Here is a 17,561-nt window from a genome sequence, read left to right as displayed (position 1 = left end):
CGACTCAGCGGCGCCGGGCGCCGATGAGGTACTCCGTGATGCCGCCGGACACTGCCTCTCCCAGAGCCGCCGAGCCCGCCGACGAGGCGACCACGTCAAGGTCGGCGGGGTTGGTGATGAACAGCGGCTCGACAAGGGCTGCCGGCATCGCGCTGGGTTCGTCGATGTAGCCGGGAACGCGCGGACCCAGCAGGACGAGGTGGCCGCTGCTGGACTCTCCGCCGGCCGAGTCGTCGAGGACGCCGCGGTCGGCGGGCGGGCGGCCCAGTTCCGACAGGCGCGTCCGGATCGACGTCTGCAGCGACTGCGCGAGCGCGCGACTCCTCGGTGCCAGAGGTCGGTCGGGCTCGTACAGAGTCTCGGTGCCGCCGACGGCTGTGTCGGCGAAGGAGTTGAGGTGCACAGAGACGAGCGCATCGGCGCGAGCCAGATTGGCGCAGCGCACGCGCGCCTCGAGGTCCTCCTGGCTCGCGTCCGTCGTCAGCGCCCCGTCCTGCACGTCGCCAGGTTCGACGGGTGAGCCGAGTGCGTCGGTCGAGCGAGTGAGGACGACCGTGGTGCCGCGGTCACGCAGGCTGTCTGCCGCCGCCAGGGACACGGCCAGCGTCAGTTCCTTCTCGAGCACGGTCGCGCCGTTCGGCGTCCTTCCGCCGGCACCCGGGTCAGGACCTCCGTGCCCGGCATCGAGCACCACCGTCGCCGATCGCACACCGCCGCGGGCAGGCAGGGCGACGCACCCGTCGTCCGCGAACGCCAGCGGATCCAGCCGCACCGGGGCCGGCGCCGCCGCCACAGGCGTCTCGTCTCCTGGCCCTCGACCGACCGAAGGCCCATCTCGAGGCAGAAGCACGCCGAGCAGGAGGGAGGCGGCGCCGAGAGCGCCGACGACCGCCGCGCCGAGGGCTCGGCGAAGGCCGACGTCAAGGCCCTCCTGAGTCCTTCGAGCTCGGTGTCTCGCCGCTCGGCGCTGCGTCACCTCAGCGGCGGCGGGGAAGGCATCCGTCGCCGGCTCGTCCTGGTCCCGAAGAGGCTCCCGTGGGTGAAGGGTTTGCCCGTTCCCGCCGGAGAAAGCAGGCGAGGGCAGGGGGCGGTGGACACGTTCGTAGCTCACCGGATTGCGCTCCTCGGCGCTGATCGCCCTCGAGGGACGGCGCGCGTGCTGACGCGACGTGGCCGAGCACGACAGGAGCACGCGCAACGGCGACGGAGTGGAACCGGGACGTCAGGCCGGTCGCGGCGGCCCCCGGACACGGCGGCCGCCAGCTCGGCGTTGCGCCCGTAGCACCACAGGGCCCGCGGACAGGCACGCCACGCGGTCCAGCGAGGTGGGCCGAGTCGGATCTGCCCAGCAGCGGGGCAGCAACACGTCGAGCGCGGCCGAGGCGTCGTCGAGCAGGCGTCGGCCGCCCATCAGGAGCAGTCCGACCAGGGGACCGGCAGCGACGTGCACACACGCGGCCGCGAGCGGCCGGTCGAGCTCCCCTCCGTCGCAGACCAGCAGGGTCTCGACACCGAGCTGCCCGAGCCAGAGCAGGGCGAGCGCCTCCCAGCATCGCCGACGCAGGGCGTTACTCCACAGCGCGAGCCCGGTGGAGCCGGCCGCGATACCCAGCACGCTGAGCACCATCGGTGTGGCGGTCGACAGGTTCCCGGCGCCGGCCACGTGCCCGGCCGTGGCGGTAACCGCGGCCAATAGGGCGGCGGTCGCAGAGCGCAGGAACGGCCGACCGCGGGTCTCCCCCGTCGCCGCTCCGCTCGCCATGCGGCTGAGGGTAACGGGGAGGTCACGACAAGGCCGCCGAGGGCGAGGGCATCCAGCCGGGACTCCGCTCCACGTCGGCACGTGGTGTGCTGTGCACGAGCTGAGGTCCGGCGCGGTCCCACCGACCGCTGGCGAGTCCCGGACGAGAGTGAGGTGGACGTGACCGAGACGCCCGAGCAGCCCGAGCAGCCCGAGCAGCCCGAGCAGCCCGAGCAGCCCGAGCGGAGCCAGGCAGGATCTGGGCGCTGGACCGGTCCCCTGACGCTGCTCGCCATGCTGGTGATCGCCGGCGGCACCTACGCGGCGGCTCTCCTGGACAGCGGGAGCGAACCCGCGCCCTCGTCGCCGACCGCGCCGCCGCCCGTCTCGACGTCGGCGCCGGTCTCCGAGCCGGCCAGTCCGCGGCCAACGACCCAGCCGTGAGCATGCGGGCGCGCTCGCTCGGCTGATCGTCGGTGCCGAAGCGGAGCTGGTGCTTCCTGGTGTTCTCATCTTGAGCCTGCGGACCGACGGTGCTCGCTAGCGTGCGCGCCTGTGACAGCCTCCCGAGTGTCTCTGATGCGCGCCGTCGCGTTCGGGCTGCTCGCGGTCGTGTTCGGGCTCGCGGCGCACGAGCAGGCTGGCGGGACGGTTCTGGGGGGTGGCACGGCCGCGCTCGTGGCCGCGCTCGTCGTGCTGGGCACCGCGCTCGTCGGCGCCCTTCCGCCTCATGTCGCGCGCACGCCGACGGTCCTCGCCTCCGGGCAGCTCGCCCTGCATCTCAGCCTGTCCAGCTCGATGGGCACTGACCAGCCGCTCCACACGATGCACGCGCCGACGCCGCACGGGCCCGGAATGCTCCTGGCCCACCTCGCGGTGGCTGTCGTCCTCGCGGTCGGGATCGTGCACGCCGACCGGGCCGTGCTGCGGGTCTCGGACCTCTGGGTCCGCCGAGTCGCCGTGACCTGGTGGGCGAAGGTGTCGTCCTCCGCCGACATCGTGATCCCGGCCCCGGACAGGCCTCGGTCCACTGTCGGGTCGTCGCCCGCCGTCAAGCTCGGGCCCAGATTGCGCGCCGTCGACCGCCATCCGCGCCGGGGGCCCCCGTCGGGAGGTGATTCCCCGACGATGCCCCTTCGCGACAGAGGACCACCATGCCCGACACCCTGACGGCGCGCGCCGTCCTACGAGCTTCCCGACCGGTCGCGGTCCTCGCGGCCGTCCTCCTCACTCTGGCAACGCTGTTGTTCACCGCCGGCCCGGCCGCCGCCCACGACATCGTGAGCAGCAGCGATCCCGCGGACGGAGCGACCGTTTCCGCCCCGCCGACGCAGGTGTCGGTGACCTTCGACCAGACACCTCAGCCGGGCCTGAGCACCCTCACCGTTGTCGGGCCGGACGGCGCCCGCCGCGAGGCGGGACCGTCAACGGCGGCCGGCAACGTCCTCACGGTGCCGGTGGGCCCGCTGCCGGTGGCCGGCGTCTACGAGATCGGCTACCGCATCGTCTCCAGTGACGGGCACCCGACCAGTGGTTCGCTGTCGTTCACCCTGACCACCCCGTCGCCGGCGGGCACTGCGGGGCCGGCGGGCAGTCCGACGCCGGCTGACGCGGCCGCGGGTTCGGCGCACGGCGGCCACCAGTCCGCGCCTCCCTCGCCGGCCGCCGGGGCCGACCAGGACACGGGCAGCGGCAGCGTCCCGACGTGGGTGTTCGCCCTCGTCGCCGTCGTCGTCATCGCCGGGGCAGTCGCCCTCGTTCTCCGCCGACGAGTCTGACGGCCCGCGAGACCGATGCCCTCGCGCGTGAGCTCGGGCGGGAACCCGGCGGGCGAATGGGCTCGCGGAGCCGTCGTGGCGTAGGTGCGACGCCTCCACACGTCCGCGGGACGATGCCTTCGGTACCGTCGCGGCCGTGATCCGCCGGCACGGTCGCTCGCGGCGTCGCTCGCCGAGAGCGGTGTCGGCGATGCTCCTGGCTACGTGGACGGGACGCCTCGCCCTTCTCGTGGCCGCGCTCGGGCTGGTCCTCATGCACCACGTGGTGGGCGCCCACCAGCACACGACCGCCGATACCGGTGCCGTCGCCACGGGTCACGCCACTGCCGCGCCGGGTGGCACCTCGGCGTCCTCCATTCAGCGCGGCGCGACGGCTGACGGGCTCCCGCCGACGGCCCACGACGGAATCAGTCACGAGACCGCGACGGTGCCCGCAACGGGGTCGGCCAGCTCCGCGGCGCTGCTGCACGACCACACGGACAAGGGCGGTCACGATCACGCCAGCTCGCTGCTGCACATGTGCCTCGCGGCTCTGATCGGCGTTGCGGCACTGCTCGCGCTCGTCCTGGTCGCGGCCCTGGGCCGTCTTGAGAGCGCGACATCGGTTGGCGCACGTGTCGCCCCGGCGATCGTGCCGCGAGCTCCGCCGACCCCTACGCGGCTCGCGCAACTGCAGGTCCTCCGGCTGTAGGTCGGCCCACCGCCGGCACGGGCGCTCTCGCAGCGCGCCGTGCGGCGGCGCCGCGTCCTGTTCTTGGCGCCGACCTCGTTGCGCACCGGTCGGCGCTCAGCCGAAGGAGACCTCGTGCGTTCCCGTCTCATCGGCGGCGTCCTCGCCGCCTCCACCGCTGCCGTCCTGGCGGCGGGTTGCTCCGACTCCACGAACGCTCCCACAGCCGGAGCCCCTACTCCCGCACCGCCGGCATCGGCGACATCCGCATCCGCGCCGGCCTCGCCCGAGCACAACGCCGCGGACGTCGTGTTCGCCCAGGGGATGCTCCCCCACCACACCCAGGCCATCGCCATGTCCTCGCAGGCCTCGTCGCGAGCGGCGTCGCAGGAGGTGAAGGACCTCGCTGCTCGCATTGACCAGGAGCAGGGGCCGGAGGTCGAGCAGATGAACCAGATGCTGGACGCCTGGGCCGCGCCACGCCCCCAGCCCGGCTCCACCGCCATGCCGGGGATGCCAGGCATGCCCATGAGCGACATGCCCATGCCGGGAATGATGGGCGAGGCGCAGATGCAGCAGCTCGCGGCCCAGTCCGGCCCCGCGTTCGACCGCATGTTCCTGCAGATGATGATCGAGCACCACACCGGCGCCGTGCAGATGGCGCAGACCGAGCAGGTTCAGGGGCTGAACCCGCAGGCCAAGGAGCTCGCCGCCGCCGTCGTCGCTGATCAGCAGCGGGAGATCACCGAGATGCAGGCCCTGCTCACCAGGGTCTGACCGACCGTGCCCGTTCGCCCGCCCGTGCTCAGCGGGCGGGCGAACGGGCGACGTCAGGTGGTGGTGCTCGCGAAGCGGCGCAGGCGCAGGCTGTTGGCGACGACGAAGACCGACGAGAACGCCATGGCGGCCCCGGCGAGCATCGGGTTGAGCAGCCCGGCCGCGGCCAGGGGCAGCGCCGCGGTGTTGTAGGCGAACGCCCAGAACAGGTTGCCCTTGATCGTGGACAGCGTACGGCGGGAGAGCCGGATGGCGTCGACCGCGGCCCGCAGGTCGCCGCGCACCAGGGTGAGGTCGCTGGCCTCGATCGCCACGTCGGTGCCGGTGCCCATCGCCAGCCCCAAGTCGGCTCGTGCGAGCGCGGCGGCGTCGTTGACACCGTCGCCGACCATGGCCACGACCTTGCCCTCCGCCTGGAGGCGGGCGATGACCTCGTCCTTGTCGGCGGGCATGACCTCGGCGATAACCCGCTCCGGGTCGATCCCGACCTCCGACGCGATGGCGCGAGCGGCTGGCGCCGCATCCCCGGTGAGCAGTACCGGGGTCAGGCCAAGCGCCCGCAGGTCGCGCACGGCGTCGGCACTGCCCTCCTTGACGGTGTCGGCGACGGAGAGCAGGCCGCGCGCTGCGCCGTCCCACGCCACGGCCACGACGGTGTGTCCGTGCGCCTCGGCGTCCGACTTCGCCTCGGTGAGGTCGGCGGGGATCGCCACCGACCAGTCCTCGAGCAGGCGGAGCCGGCCGACGAGGACCGCGTGGCCGTCGACGGTGCCGTGCACCCCGAGGCCCTCGTCGTTGGCGAACTCCATGACGGCGGGGAGTGGCCGGTCCGAGCGGCCGCGGGCCGTCGTCGTGATGGCCCGGGCGATGGGGTGCTCCGAGGCGTCCTCGAGGGCACCGGCGAGCCGGAGGACGTCGTCGGCGTCCACCCCGGCGGCGGGGTGCACGTCGACCAGCGACATGCGGCCCTCGGTGATGGTGCCGGTCTTGTCGAGGACGACGGTGTCGACCCGACGCGTCGACTCGAGCACCTCGGGGCCCTTGATGAGGATGCCCAGTGCGGCGCCCCGGCCCGTCCCGACCATCAGCGCCATGGGTGTGGCCAGCCCCAGCGCGCAGGGGCACGCGATGATCAGGACCGCGACGGCTGCGGTGAAGGCGCCGGCCGCTCCGACCCCGGCGGTCAGCCAGAAGCCGAGCGTGGCGGCGGCGAGCAGGATGACGATCGGGACGAAGACGCCCGAGACACGGTCGGCGAGGCGCTGAACGGCGGCCTTGCCGGTCTGGGCGTCCTCGACCAGACGCGCCATCTGGGCCAGCTGCGTGTCCGCGCCGACCCGTGTCGCGCGGACGACGAGGCGGCCGCCGGCGTTCACGGTGGCGCCGATGACGGCGTCACCTCTGCCGACCTCGACGGGCACCGACTCCCCGGTGACCATGGAGGCGTCGACCGCGGAGCTGCCGTCCTCGACCTCGCCGTCGGTGGCGATCTTCTCCCCCGGCCGCACGACGAAGCGGTCCCCGACCTCCAGCTGCTCGACCGGGACCCGGTGCTCGACGCCGTCCCGCAGGACCGCGACGTCCTTGGCGCCGAGCTCCAGCAGGGCGCGCAGGGCGGCTCCGGCGCGGCGCTTGGCTCTGGCCTCGAACCAGCGGCCGGCCAGGATGAACGTGGTCACCCCGGCCGCGACCTCGAGGTAGATGTTGCCGGCGCCGTCGGTCGGTGCGATGGACAGCTCGAACGGGTGGGTCATCCCGGGCACGCCCGCGGTGCCGAGGAAGAGCGCGTAGAACGACCAGCCGAAGGCGGCAAGGGTGCCGAGCGAGATGAGCGTGTCCATGGTCGCGGTGCCGTGCCGAAGGTTGGCCCACGCGGCGCGGTGGAACGGCAGGGCACCCCACACGACCACCGGGGCGGCGAGCGCCAGCGAGGCCCACTGCCAGTAGGTGAACTGCACCGCCGACACCATGGCGAGGACCACCACGGGGACCGAGAGGACGAGCGAGACGAGCAGCCGGGTCCGCAGGCTGTCCGCCTCGCCGTCGCGGTTCTCGCCGGCCTCGCGGTCGCTGTCCTCCGTCGACGGTGGCGTCGGGACGGACGCCGTGTAGCCGGCCGACTCGACCGCGCCGATCAGGTCCTGGGCGGTCACGTCGGACGTGACGGCGACGCGCGCCTTCTCGGTGGCGAAGTTGACCGTGGCCTCGACCCCGTCGAGCTTGTTGAGCTTGCGCTCGATGCGGTTCGCGCACGACGCGCAGGTCATGCCGCTGAGGACGAGCTCGACCTCGTGCGCCGTTGCCGCGTCCTGCGCCATCGCGCGAGTGTTCTCGGTGACGGTGCTCATCCTGCGTGTCCTTCCTGGGCGGCCTCGGAGCTGTCGCCCTCGACGCTCGACAAACGGTGATCAGTGGCCATGCGGTGCGCTCGATTCGCTGTGTCCGCTCAGGGCGCTGACCGGCGTCCCCGGGTTGGACGCGGCGACGACGGTGAACTCGGCGGTGCGAACGACGCCCTGGTGGGCGAAGTCGAGGTAGAGCCTGTACGGCCCGGCCGAGGGCACCTCGGCGAGGAACTCGATCGCCGGTCCTGCTGGGGTGCGCCCGTCGCCGGGGCTGCCGGTGGGGTGCACGTGCAGGTAGGCGAGGTCGCCGGTCCGCAGGGCGACGAGGTGGCCGTACGCGGCGAGGTAGGGCTGCAGGTCGGTCACGGGCGCTCCGTTCCGCGAGACCGAGAGGGTCACGGGGCTCGCGGTGCCGGGGACGAGGGCGCCCGTCAGGGTCACCGTGTAGCCGTCCGCGGCGGTGGCCGTGGTGGACGGGGGCGGCAGGGGCACCGGGCGGAAGTCGCCGGCGACCGCGATGTCGCGTCCGAGGGTCATCGCCTCGCTGCGCCCGTCCGGCGCGAAGTCCGCGAAGACTCGGTGGTCCCCGGCGGCGAGGGCCGTCGTGGTGCGCCAGGTGCCGCCCGGGTCCATGACCGGGTGGAGGTGCTGGAAGCCGCTCTGGTCGCGTCGCACCAGGATCAGGTGCAGTGGCTTGTCGTGGGTCGGGGTGAACGCTGTCACCGGCGCACCGCCCGGACCCAGGACGCGGAAGGCCAGCTCGCCGGGGCTGCCGGCCTGCGTCGGCGCGGCGAGGACGTCGAGCGTGTAGCCGTCCTGGGAGACGGCGAGGCCGCTGGCGCCCGTTGCCGCGGTCGGGGCGCTGACGACGGCCGGCCCCTGTGCTGGTGCAGGGACGGGTGGCGGCGCCGCCGCGGGGACCGGCGTGGGTCCTGCGAACGCGGCGATGGTCGCCCCCGCGGCGAGCGCGAGCACGAGCGCGAGCGCGAAGCCGATGAGGCGGACGGCGGGGCGACCGAGCCGTGACCGCCGCGAGGGACGCGCCGAGGTTCGCCCTTCGAGGGGATCGGCGGGCCGGACCGCCCGGGGCTCCGCCCTCTCCGTGCTCGTGGCGCTCACGACGTCGCTCCCGAGCCCTCGAGCTGGTACCCGGCCTCCTCCACCGCGGCCCGGACCGCGGCGTCGTCGAGGGGGCTCTCCGAGGTGACGAGCACGCGACCGCTGGCGAGGTCGACGTCGACGTCCGACACGCCCGGCACCTCGCCGACCTCCTCGCGCACCGACGCGACGCAGTGGTCGCAGGTCATGCCGGTGACGGTGTAGGTGTTCGTCCGGCTCACGGGGTCGTCTCCGTTCTCGTCGACCGCTGCGCGGCGGCCGGGTGGATCGATGTGCGCCGGCGTCCAGGGGAAGCGGCCGGCGGTGCAGGGCAGCCGGGGAGGCGCGGACAGCGCCGCGCCTCGCTGAGGCGATCAGGACTTCACGAGTCGTGCGATCGCTGCGCTGGCTTCAGCGATCTTGTCGCTCGCCACGTCGCCGCCCTGGGCTGCCGCCTCGGCCACGCAGTGATTGAGGTGGTCGTCGAGCAGGCCGAGCGCGACGTTCTCGAGCGCGCTGGTGACGGCGGATACCTGGGTCAGGACGTCGATGCAGTACTTGTCCTCGTCGACCATCTTGGCGATCCCGCGCACCTGACCCTCGATGCGACGCAGCCGCTTCAGGTAGGCGTCCTTCTCCGCGGCGTATCCGTTCATCGCCCGCTCCTCTCGACGTGCTCGACGATACCCTCGGGGGGTAGTGTGTCAAGCGCGGCCGTCGGGAGCAACGCCTCGGCGGCGCCTCCCGCCGCGTATCCCCAGATCAGAGGCGTCTACGCCTCCTGGGAGCGCGGAGAGCTCCGCCCTCGACGAGCTCGAGACGCTTGCGTTCGATACCCCTACCCCCTATGTTCGCCGCATCGCGTATACCCCCTGGGGGTACGGTCGAGGTCGAGAGGAGGCCGCAGTGGATGAGCTCGTGCCGACCCTGGTGCTGCTGGCCGTCGGCGTCCTGCTGGTCGTCGGCGTGCGCGCCCTGGCGCGCGCCGTCAGCGTCGCACCGCCGCTCACGGGCGTGATGCCGCATGCCGGTGGCCTGCCGCCCGTCGAGCACCCGCTCTCGCGGTTCCACGTGCGCTGGTACGTCGTGACCATGGTCTTCCTGGCCTTCGACATGGAAATGATCTTCATGTACCCCTGGACCCTGGTCGTCGCCCGCATGGGTCCGTCGTCCGTGGTCGAGATGTTCGGTTTCCTCGCGCTCCTCATGGCCGGCGTGCTCTACGCCTGGCGCGAGGGGGCGCTCCGATGGACCTGAGACATGCGCTCCTCCGGATCGCGACCGGACGTCCCCACATCCTCGTCGTCGGCGCCGTCGGCACCGACCGCCTCCGAGCGCGCGTGGAGCAGGAGCTGGCCCGGCGTTGCTGGCCGATCGCGATCGCACCGGCGGACGCGAACGTCCTCGTCGTCGTCGGGTTGCCCGGCACGGAGCTCGAGTCGGTCATCGACGACGTGTGGCTCGGCGTGCCCGCTCCTCGCGCCCGGGTGCGGATCATGAGGGACGAGGACGTCGTCGGCGCGCTCGACGGCGCGATCGCGGTGTTGGGCGACCTCGCCGGGCAGCGCTCCCGAGCACCGAGGGACGGCGCGGCCGCGGGGCACTCCGGTGCCGCCCGTGCCGGGCGGGAGGACGAGGCGGGAAGCCACGCCGGACACGGCGGCGATGCCGGCTCCGACCCGGCCGAGGACGACACCGGCCACGGGGAGCACGGGGACCACGGCGGGGGGCATCACCACCACGGCGGCGGCATGGAGCTGCCCGGTGGGCTGGCGATGGCCGATCTGGGCGACGACCGCGACGGTCTCGCGCTCGACCGGCTGCACGTCGCACTGGGTCCCGTGCTGCCGGAGTGGCCGAGCGGGCTGGTCGTTGATGTGACCCTGCAGGGCGACGTCATCCAGGAGGCCGACTCGCGTTTCCTCGACGCCGACGATCACGAGGCCGACGACGTGCCCGACGCAGCTCGGGCCCTGACGTCGACGGCACGGGTCCTCGCCCTCGCCGGCTGGGCCGGCCCCGCCGCACGGGCTCGCGACCTACGGGACGCGGTGCTCTTCGGCGAGGACGAGGACCCCGCGCAGGTGCTCGGCGACCTGGACGCCCTGCGCAGGCGCGTCCACCGGTCGCGACTCCTGCGCTGGATGCTCAGGTCCTCCGGCGTCGGCGAGAGCGAGGTCATGGCCTCGCTCGACGACAAGCTGCTGTCCGCCCGGGCCGCCATCTCCGGGTCCGTCGCCGAGCCGACGGCCGTCGTCGACCTCCGCGCGCTGGACGCCAGGCTCGCCGGCGCGGAGTTCGCCGCGGCCCGGCTGATCATCGCGAGCGCCGACCCACGTCCTCGGCCGGCCCTGACGACACCGGCCGACCGGGAGGGCGCGTCGTGAGCGCCGCGCTCCCGACCGAGTGGGTGGTCCTGCTGCCGGTCGTCCTGCTCGCCGTCACCTACGTCGTGGTCGCGGCCGATGCGGTCGCGGCCGGGAGGGCGGCGGGACGCCCGGTGCCGTGGGCCGTCGCCGTCGCGACCCCGGGACGTGAGGCCGTCCGCCTCCTCATCGGACAGCGCCGTCGCGGTGTGGCCGGCGACGAGCTGCTACGCGGCGTGGGTGGCGCCGTCCTCCCGATCGCAGCACTGCTCGCTGCCGCGGTCCTCCCGCTCGGCTCCCGCCCCGTCGCCGATCTGTCCATCGGTGTCGTGTGGTTCAACGCGATGGAGGTCCTCGCGTGGGCCGCGGTCTGGCTGGTCGGGTGGGGCGCGAACAGCACCCTGTCGTTGATCGGCGGCTACCGGTTCGTGGCCCAGGGCCTGGCCTACGAGCTCCCGCACATGTTCGCGCTGATCACGGCAGCCGTCGGGGCGCAGAGCCTCCGCGTCGTCGATGTGGTCGACGCCCAGCAGGGGTTGTGGTTCGTCGTGATCATGCCGGTGGCGTTCGTGGCCTTCCTGCTGAGTGCGGCCGCGATGGCCTTCTGGGGCCCCTTCGACTCTCCGGTCGGCCGCGACGTCGCCGGCGGGGCGGCCGGAGAGCTCGCCGGGGTCGACCGCCTCGTGTTCACCGCCGGTCGGTGGCTGCTGCTGGTCGCCTCCGCGGCGATGGCGGTGCCCCTCTTCCTCGGCGGTGGGAACGGTCCCTGGCTGCCGGCCTGGGCCTGGGTGCTCGTGAAGACCCTCGCCGTGCTCGGGGCGCTCGTCGCCCTGCGACACCGGGTCCCGACGATCCGCATGGAGCGGTGGACCGAGTTCTCCTGGGTCGTCCTCGTTCCGGCGACGATCGCCCAGGCCCTCGTCGTCACCCTCATCGTCGTCGGCGAAGGGGGCATCTGACGATGACCACCACGCTGTTCGTGCTGCTCTCGGCCACGGCGGTCGTCGCGGGCGCGCTCGTCTTCCGTGTCGACTCCATGGCGCGCGCGACGTTCCTGCTGCTGGTGTCGTTCCTCGCCGTCGCCGGGCTCGTGCTGATGACCGGCTTGCACTACCTGGGCCTGGTCATCGTGCTCATGATGATCATTGAGATGGTCATCATGGCCGTCTTCATGATCATGTACATGATGAACCCGGCCGGGCTCATGCCCATGTCGATGTTCCACAACACCCGGGGGGCCGCGGCCATCTCGGCGGCCGTGTTCGTCGCCCTCACCTCCGGAGCGCTGCTGGTCGACTGGCCGCCGCGCGGCGGAGCCGCCGCCCCCGACCTGACGTTCGCGCTCGGGGAGGCCCTGATGAGCGGGCAGATGCTGACGATGATGACGCTCGGGGTGACCCTGTTCGCCACGATCGTCGCCACCGTCGTGCTGGCCGCCGGAAGGGGCCGGTACGACCGGCTCGGCGACGACCTCGACGCGCGGGCCTCCGACGACCGCGACCGAGGCGGTGTCGGGCGATGAACCTCCAGGCGTTCCTCGTGGTGGCGTCGGCGCTGCTGGCGGTCGGGCTGTTCGGCGCCCTGACCCAGCAATCGATCGTCATGCTCATGATGGGCCTCGAGCTGATGCTCAACGCCGTCATCCTGGCCGCGGCCGCGTTCTGGTACTTCCTGGCGCCCGGCGGTACCGAGGGCCAGGTCCTCATCGTCGTCGTGGTCACGGCGATGGCCATCGAGATGGCGGCCGGGTTCGCGGTCACGACGGCGATCTACCGCGCGAAGCGCATTGACATGACCGACGACGCGGCGGAGCTGCGGGGCTGACATGAGCGCTCTCCTCCTCGCCCTCCTCGCGATCCCCCTCGCCGGCGGTCTCGCCCTGCTGGTGGTCCGGCCACGTCGCGGCGCCGTCGCGGCGGGACTCGTCAGCGCCTCGGCGACGGTCGGGCTCGCCGTCGTGTCCGCGGTGCAGCGCCCCACCGCCCGCCTCCCCCTGTTCGACGGCATCGCCGCGGGCTTCGCCGTCGACGAGCTCTCGGCGGTCATGGTCGTGCTGGTCGCGGTCGCGCTGCTGGCGGTGCTGGCCTTCGCCGCGGGCGAGCCGTCGCTGGCGACAGGTCGCTTCGTCGGCCTCATGCTCGTCTTCGCGGGCGCCATGCTCGGCACCGTCACCGCGACGACCCTGCCTGCGCTCCTCGCGGCGTGGGAGGTGATGGGCGCGGTGAGCTGGGCGCTCATCGCGCACCACGTCCGCGACCGGGCTGCGGCCCTCGGCGCGACGACCGCGTTCCTCACCACCCGCACCGCCGATCTCGGTCTGTACCTCGCAGCCGGGGCGATGCTCGCCGGCGGAGCATCAACCCTCGCCCTCGACGCTCTGCCCACGGTGGCCGGCGGGTGGGGGGACCTCGCGGTCGCCGGCATCGTGGTCGCGGCCCTCGGCAAGTCCGCGCAGCTGCCCTTCAGCTTCTGGCTCTCGGGCGCCATGCACGGTCCGAGCCCCGTGTCCGCGCTCCTGCACTCCGCGACGATGGTCGCCGCCGGGGCCTACCTCCTCCTGCGGACGGCCCCGGCCCTCTCCGCGACCGGATGGGCCGCGACGCTCGTGGCCTGGGTCGGCGCCGGCACCGCTCTGTTGCTCGGACTCGTCGCCCTCGCGCAGGACGACCTCAAGCAGCTGCTCGCCGCCTCGACCTCGGCGCAGATCGGGTTCATGGTGCTCGCCGCGGGGGTCGGAGCGGTGCCCGGCGGCGTCCTCCAGACCGTCGCCCACGCCGCGACGAAGAGCCTGCTCTTCCTCGTGGCCGGCGCCTGGCTGGTGCGGATCGGCACGCGTCGTCTCGACGGTCTCCGCGGCGCGGCCCGGCGCCACCCGGTGCTCGGCGCGGCCTTCACCGTCGGCGCACTGGCTCTCGCCGGTGTACCGCCGACCGGGCTGTGGGTCAGCAAGGACGCCGTCCTCGCGGGGGCACTCACCGGTGGTCCCGCCCTCTACCTCGTCGGTCTGGCCGCCGGTCTCGCGTCGGCGGGCTACGCGGCGAAGGCCTTGTGGTTCGTCTGGCGCCCCACCCCGCCCGCCACCGAGGACGCCGCGGTCGGTCGTGGTGGCAGCCGGGTGCAAGGCGGGGTGGCGGTCGCGCTCGCCATCGCTGCCGCAGCTGCCGGTCTGCTCGCTCTGGGGCCGGGTGTGCTCCGGCCCGATCCCCCGCCGACCGGCCTCGAGCTGCTCGTCTCCGGTGCGGTCGCCGTCGTCGGCGTCGCCGTCACTTGGCGCGTGGCGGGACGGCTACCGGCGCCAGCCCTTCTCCGCTCGTGGCTGTGGCTCGAGCGGGTCGCTGTCGCGATCGTGGTCCGGCCGACCCTCCGGCTCGCCGCCACGCTGGCTCGGGTGGACGACGCCCTGCACCACCACATCGTGCTCGGTGCCGGCCGCGCCGGGATGCGGGCCGCCGGGACGGTCGACCGCCGGGTGGAACGTGGCCTGGACCGGGGCGTCGACGACCTCGCCGCCGGCGCTCGGGCGCTCGGACGTGCTGCCCGCCGGCCGCAGACCGGCCAGCTGCACCAGTACTACGCCCAGGCCGCCGTCGGGTTCGGCGTGCTGGCCGCCCTCACCGTCTTGCTGATCGGGGTGAGCTGATCGTGCTCTCGATCGTCGTGTTCCTGCCCGTCCTGGTCGCGCTCGCCCTCGCAGCGCTCCCGGCCTCCAGCGATCCGCGGCGCTACACGGTGCCGTGGGTGGTGACCGGGCTCGCGCAGCTCGCGCTGGTCACGGTCTTGTGGCTCCAGTTGCCCACCGTCGGCTACGGGTTCGTCGAACAGGTCGCCTGGATCCCGAGCGCGGGCATCTCGTACCACCTGGGTGTCGACGGGCTCTCGCTCCCCCTCGTGGCGATGACGGTCGTCGTGTTCACCGCCGCGGCGGTCTACTCGCTGCGCGAGGGTCGGCGTCCCAAGTCCTACGTGCTGCTGTTCCTCGCGCTCCAGACCGTGAGCGTCGGGGTCTTCGTCGCACTCGATCTGATCCTGTTCTTCCTCTTCTTCGACCTGTCGATCGTGTTCATGTACTTCGTCATCGCCGGTTGGGGTCACGGCGCACGTGCGCGCTCGGCGGCGCTGACGTTCTTCCTGTACACGTTCCTGGGCTCGCTCGCGCTGCTGCTCGGCTTCATCCTTCTCTACCTCGCCGCGACGCCCCACACCTTCGACATCCCGGCGCTCGCTGCGCAGAACCCGCTGGCCGCCGGAGGCCCGGTGGCCGGGGCGGCGTTGCTGGCCATCGGTCTCGGGCTCGCGGTGAAGACTCCGCTCGTCCCGTTCCACACCTGGTTGCCGCCGGCCCACACCGAGGCCCCGGCCGCAGGCTCGGCGGTGCTGGCCGGCGTGCTGCTCAAGATGGGGACCTACGGGTTCATCCGGATCGCGATGCCCCTGCTGCCGGCCTCGTGGCGACAGTTCGCCGAGGTAGTCGTGGTGCTGGGCGTGGTGTCGGTGATCTACGGCGCGGTCGTCGCGCTCGCCCAGACCGACCTCAAGCGGATGGTCGCCTACACCTCGGTGAACCACATGGGCTACATCCTGCTCGGCGTCGGCGCCGCCGGCCTGGTGGCTCAGAGCGACGCCCAGGCTCGACAGCTCGCAACGACCGGCGCCGTCACCCAGATGGTGTCGCACGGCTTGATCACCGGGGCGCTGTTCCTGCTGGCCGGGAGCCTGCACGACCGTGGCCGCACCTACGACATGAGTGCCTACGGCGGGCTGGCGGCTCGCACACCGCGGTTCGCCGGACTGTTCGCGGTCGCCGCGTTCGCCTCGCTGGGCCTGCCCGGCTTCTCCGGCTTCATCGCCGAGTTCCAGATCTTCACGGGTGCTCTGGCGGCGACGCCGATCGCGACCGCCGTCGCGGTCGTCGGCATCCTCGTCACCGCTGGTTTGTTCCTCCTCGCGCTCTCGCGGATGCTGCTCGGGGAGCTGCGCTACCCGGATGCTCCCGGCACACCGCGCGCGTTCCCGGACCTCCGTGCTCGCGAGCTCGCCGCGGTCGTGCCGCTGCTGCTGCTCGCCACGGTGATCGGGCTGGCGCCGCGTTTCCTCCTCGACGTCGTCGAGCCCGCCTCGCGCGTCGTCAACGAGCTGGTGGCCCGATGACCCCCGCACCGGCGCCGGCACCGTCACCGCGCCCGCACCGGGAGCAGCCATGGTGATGATGAACGAGGACCCCACGACGCTGGTTCCCGAGCTGGCGCTGCTCTTCGGGGCCGTACTCGCCCTGCTGGTGGGGACCTGGACGCCACGGCGTCGACAGGGTCGCGTCCGCGTGCTCGCGCTGGTCGCCGTCGGTGTCGGCCTGGTCGGCACGGTCGTCGCCGCCACGAAGCCGCCGAGCAGCACGTTCGACACCTACGTCCTCGACACGACGACTCACGCCGTGCGGGCGACCATCCTCGTCGCGGTCGCTCTGATCCTCTGGTTCTCGCGCGACGCGGTGGCGGCCCATCCGCGCGAGAGCGAGTTCACCGCGCTCGTCCTGCTCGGTGGCCTCGGAGCGGTCCTGATGGCCGGGGCCAGCGATCTGCTGTTGCTGTTCGCGGCGTTCCTGCTGGCGAGCGTCCCGCTCTACGCCCTGGCCGGATGGGCGAAGACGGGCGCCACCACCGAGGCCGCCCTGAAGTACTACCTCTCCGGCGCCTTCGCCGGGGTCACCATGATCAGCGGGACGACCCTGCTCTACGGAGCGACCGGCACGACCAGCTACGCCATGCTGCCCGAGGGACTGATGACCGGAGCAGCCATGCCGGCCGCGGTCGGCATCGTCGCCCTGCTGGCGGGCCTGGCCTTCAAGGCCGGCGCCGTCCCCGCCCACTTCTGGGTCCCCGACGTCACCGACGGCACACCGCCACCGGTCGCCGCGGTCCTGACGACGATCCCCAAGGTCGGGGCGCTCGCCGCGATGTGGCGGCTGCTCGCCACGGCGGTGCCGGAAGCGGTGGTGCCCTGGCCGCTGATCGTCGCGGTCCTGGCCGCGCTCAGCATGACCCTGGGCAATCTCGCCGCGTTCGCCCAGACCTCCGTCCTGCGGCTGCTGGCCTACTCCACGGTCTCCCAGGTCGGGTACCTGCTGGTCATCGTCGCCGTCGGGGCGCGGACGCCGGATGCCCTGCCCGCCCTGCTCTTCTACCTCGCCGCCTACGCCGTCACCAACGTCGGAGCCTTCGCCGTGGTCGCCGCTCACCCCGCGCGCACCATCGAGGACTTCCGGGGGCTCGGCCGCCGCCGCCCCCTGCTCGCCGTCGCGCTCGTCGTCTGCCTGCTCGGCCTGGTCGGGACCCCACCCACCGCCGTGTTCGTCGGCAAGCTCACCGCCTTCACGGCCGCCTTCGACGGTGGGATGGCCTGGCTCGCGGTCCTCGCCGCGGTCAACACCGTCGCGTCGCTCTTCTACTACCTGCGCTGGATCGCGCCGGCCTTCCGCGAGGCTTCCGACATAGAAGCCGTCCTCACGACCGGGGCTCGGAGCCAGTCGGACGCGGTCGTCGACGGCCACGGCGAGGCTCCGTGGGCCGCGAGCGCAGCCGTCGCCGCCGCGATCCTCTCGCTCGTCCTCGGTGTCGCGGCCGGGATCGTCCTGCCGCTGCTCAACGCTCCAGCCTGAAAGCTTCCGAACTGCCCCGCCCCCGACCCCTAACTCTCCCGCCGGGGCATGGCCGCTGTCCGCCTCGCGCAGTGGTTTCAGACCGTGCCAGGTCTATTGAGACCCGTCCTGGCTTCGTGGGGTCGCGGTGGGTG

19 protein-coding genes are annotated in these 17,561 nt (G+C 73.1%); 13 read left to right on the top strand and 6 right to left on the bottom strand.

Going from position 1 to position 17,561, the window contains the following annotated elements:
• Nucleotides 1–4: 4 nt before the first annotated feature.
• Nucleotides 5–793, bottom strand: coding sequence for an N-acetylmuramoyl-L-alanine amidase family protein (locus tag ACQPX6_RS08540; protein WP_433786877.1), 789 nt, complete (start codon nt 791–793; stop codon nt 5–7).
• Between the two features lie 429 nt (nt 794–1,222).
• The gene (locus ACQPX6_RS08535) at nt 1,223–1,762 is read right to left on the bottom strand and encodes a hypothetical protein (RefSeq protein WP_433786876.1); all 540 of its coding nucleotides are present in this window, start codon (nt 1,760–1,762) and stop codon (nt 1,223–1,225) included.
• A gap of 159 nt (nt 1,763–1,921) precedes the next feature.
• Here ACQPX6_RS08535 and ACQPX6_RS08530 point away from each other — a divergent pair, with 159 nt between their 5' ends.
• The 5 genes from ACQPX6_RS08530 (at nt 1,922) to ACQPX6_RS08510 (ending at nt 4,966) form a co-directional block, all read left to right on the top strand.
• Nucleotides 1,922–2,185 carry a hypothetical protein gene (locus ACQPX6_RS08530; protein WP_433786874.1) on the top strand — a complete coding sequence of 88 codons (264 nt, stop codon included), beginning with the start codon at nt 1,922–1,924 and terminating at the stop codon, nt 2,183–2,185.
• A 135-nt stretch (nt 2,186–2,320) separates the two neighbouring features.
• Nucleotides 2,321–2,911, top strand: coding sequence for a hypothetical protein (locus ACQPX6_RS08525; protein ID WP_433786873.1), 591 nt, complete (start codon nt 2,321–2,323; stop codon nt 2,909–2,911).
• Nucleotides 2,896–3,519: a copper resistance CopC family protein gene (locus ACQPX6_RS08520; RefSeq protein ID WP_433786872.1), complete on the top strand. Its 624-nt coding sequence runs from the start codon at nt 2,896–2,898 to the stop codon at nt 3,517–3,519. The genes ACQPX6_RS08525 and ACQPX6_RS08520 overlap by 16 nt, the downstream gene beginning before the upstream one ends.
• A 136-nt stretch (nt 3,520–3,655) precedes the next feature.
• Nucleotides 3,656–4,210 carry a hypothetical protein gene (locus tag ACQPX6_RS08515; protein ID WP_433786871.1) on the top strand — a complete coding sequence of 185 codons (555 nt, stop codon included), beginning with the start codon at nt 3,656–3,658 and terminating at the stop codon, nt 4,208–4,210.
• 114 nt (nt 4,211–4,324) lie between these two features.
• On the top strand, nt 4,325–4,966 hold the full coding sequence (locus tag ACQPX6_RS08510; RefSeq protein ID WP_433786868.1) for a DUF305 domain-containing protein: 642 nt from the start codon (nt 4,325–4,327) through the stop codon (nt 4,964–4,966).
• 53 nt (nt 4,967–5,019) lie between these two features.
• On the opposite strand, the gene ACQPX6_RS08505 is transcribed toward ACQPX6_RS08510, so the two are convergent.
• From ACQPX6_RS08505 to ACQPX6_RS08490, 4 genes are all read right to left on the bottom strand, one after another.
• Nucleotides 5,020–7,314 (bottom strand): heavy metal translocating P-type ATPase, encoded by a 2,295-nt coding sequence (locus ACQPX6_RS08505; RefSeq protein ID WP_433786865.1) that lies wholly within the window; start codon nt 7,312–7,314, stop codon nt 5,020–5,022.
• 60 nt (nt 7,315–7,374) lie between these two features.
• Nucleotides 7,375–8,430: a hypothetical protein gene (locus ACQPX6_RS08500; protein WP_433786864.1), complete on the bottom strand. Its 1,056-nt coding sequence runs from the start codon at nt 8,428–8,430 to the stop codon at nt 7,375–7,377.
• Nucleotides 8,427–8,651, bottom strand: coding sequence for a heavy-metal-associated domain-containing protein (locus ACQPX6_RS08495; RefSeq protein WP_433786863.1), 225 nt, complete (start codon nt 8,649–8,651; stop codon nt 8,427–8,429). Before ACQPX6_RS08495 ends, ACQPX6_RS08500 begins: the two co-directional genes overlap by 4 nt.
• 132 nt (nt 8,652–8,783) lie before the next feature.
• Nucleotides 8,784–9,065: a metal-sensitive transcriptional regulator gene (locus ACQPX6_RS08490; RefSeq protein WP_433786861.1), complete on the bottom strand. Its 282-nt coding sequence runs from the start codon at nt 9,063–9,065 to the stop codon at nt 8,784–8,786.
• A 250-nt stretch (nt 9,066–9,315) separates the two neighbouring features.
• Between ACQPX6_RS08490 and ACQPX6_RS08485 the strand changes: the two genes are divergently transcribed.
• Genes ACQPX6_RS08485 through ACQPX6_RS08450 form a run of 8 tightly spaced genes read left to right on the top strand, consistent with a single transcriptional unit; the run spans nt 9,316 to nt 17,427 of the window.
• On the top strand, nt 9,316–9,666 hold the full coding sequence (locus ACQPX6_RS08485; RefSeq protein WP_433786860.1) for an NADH-quinone oxidoreductase subunit A: 351 nt from the start codon (nt 9,316–9,318) through the stop codon (nt 9,664–9,666).
• On the top strand, nt 9,657–10,796 hold the full coding sequence (locus tag ACQPX6_RS08480; protein WP_433786859.1) for a hypothetical protein: 1,140 nt from the start codon (nt 9,657–9,659) through the stop codon (nt 10,794–10,796). The genes ACQPX6_RS08485 and ACQPX6_RS08480 overlap by 10 nt, the downstream gene beginning before the upstream one ends.
• A complete protein-coding gene (locus ACQPX6_RS08475; RefSeq protein WP_433786857.1) occupies nt 10,793–11,734 on the top strand; it encodes an NADH-quinone oxidoreductase subunit H in 942 nt (313 codons plus the stop codon). Before ACQPX6_RS08480 ends, ACQPX6_RS08475 begins: the two co-directional genes overlap by 4 nt.
• Nucleotides 11,735–11,736: 2 nt before the next feature.
• Nucleotides 11,737–12,297 (top strand): NADH-quinone oxidoreductase subunit J, encoded by a 561-nt coding sequence (locus ACQPX6_RS08470; protein WP_433786856.1) that lies wholly within the window; start codon nt 11,737–11,739, stop codon nt 12,295–12,297.
• Nucleotides 12,294–12,599, top strand: a complete 306-nt coding sequence (nuoK, locus tag ACQPX6_RS08465; RefSeq protein ID WP_433786854.1) for an NADH-quinone oxidoreductase subunit NuoK — start codon at nt 12,294–12,296, stop codon at nt 12,597–12,599. Before ACQPX6_RS08470 ends, nuoK begins: the two co-directional genes overlap by 4 nt.
• 1 nt (nt 12,600) lies before the next feature.
• Nucleotides 12,601–14,415, top strand: a complete 1,815-nt coding sequence (locus ACQPX6_RS08460; protein WP_433786853.1) for a proton-conducting transporter transmembrane domain-containing protein — start codon at nt 12,601–12,603, stop codon at nt 14,413–14,415.
• Between the two features lie 2 nt (nt 14,416–14,417).
• Nucleotides 14,418–15,923 (top strand): complex I subunit 4 family protein, encoded by a 1,506-nt coding sequence (locus ACQPX6_RS08455; protein ID WP_433786852.1) that lies wholly within the window; start codon nt 14,418–14,420, stop codon nt 15,921–15,923.
• A gap of 49 nt (nt 15,924–15,972) precedes the next feature.
• A complete protein-coding gene (locus ACQPX6_RS08450) occupies nt 15,973–17,427 on the top strand; it encodes an NADH-quinone oxidoreductase subunit N (protein WP_433786851.1) in 1,455 nt (484 codons plus the stop codon).
• Nucleotides 17,428–17,561: the final 134 nt, after the last annotated feature.

It is taken from the genome of Actinomycetospora sp. CA-101289, from assembly GCF_050955895.1.
Classification (GTDB): Bacteria; Actinomycetota; Actinomycetes; order Mycobacteriales; family Pseudonocardiaceae; genus Actinomycetospora.
This window is presented reverse-complemented; position numbering and strand designations above follow the sequence as displayed.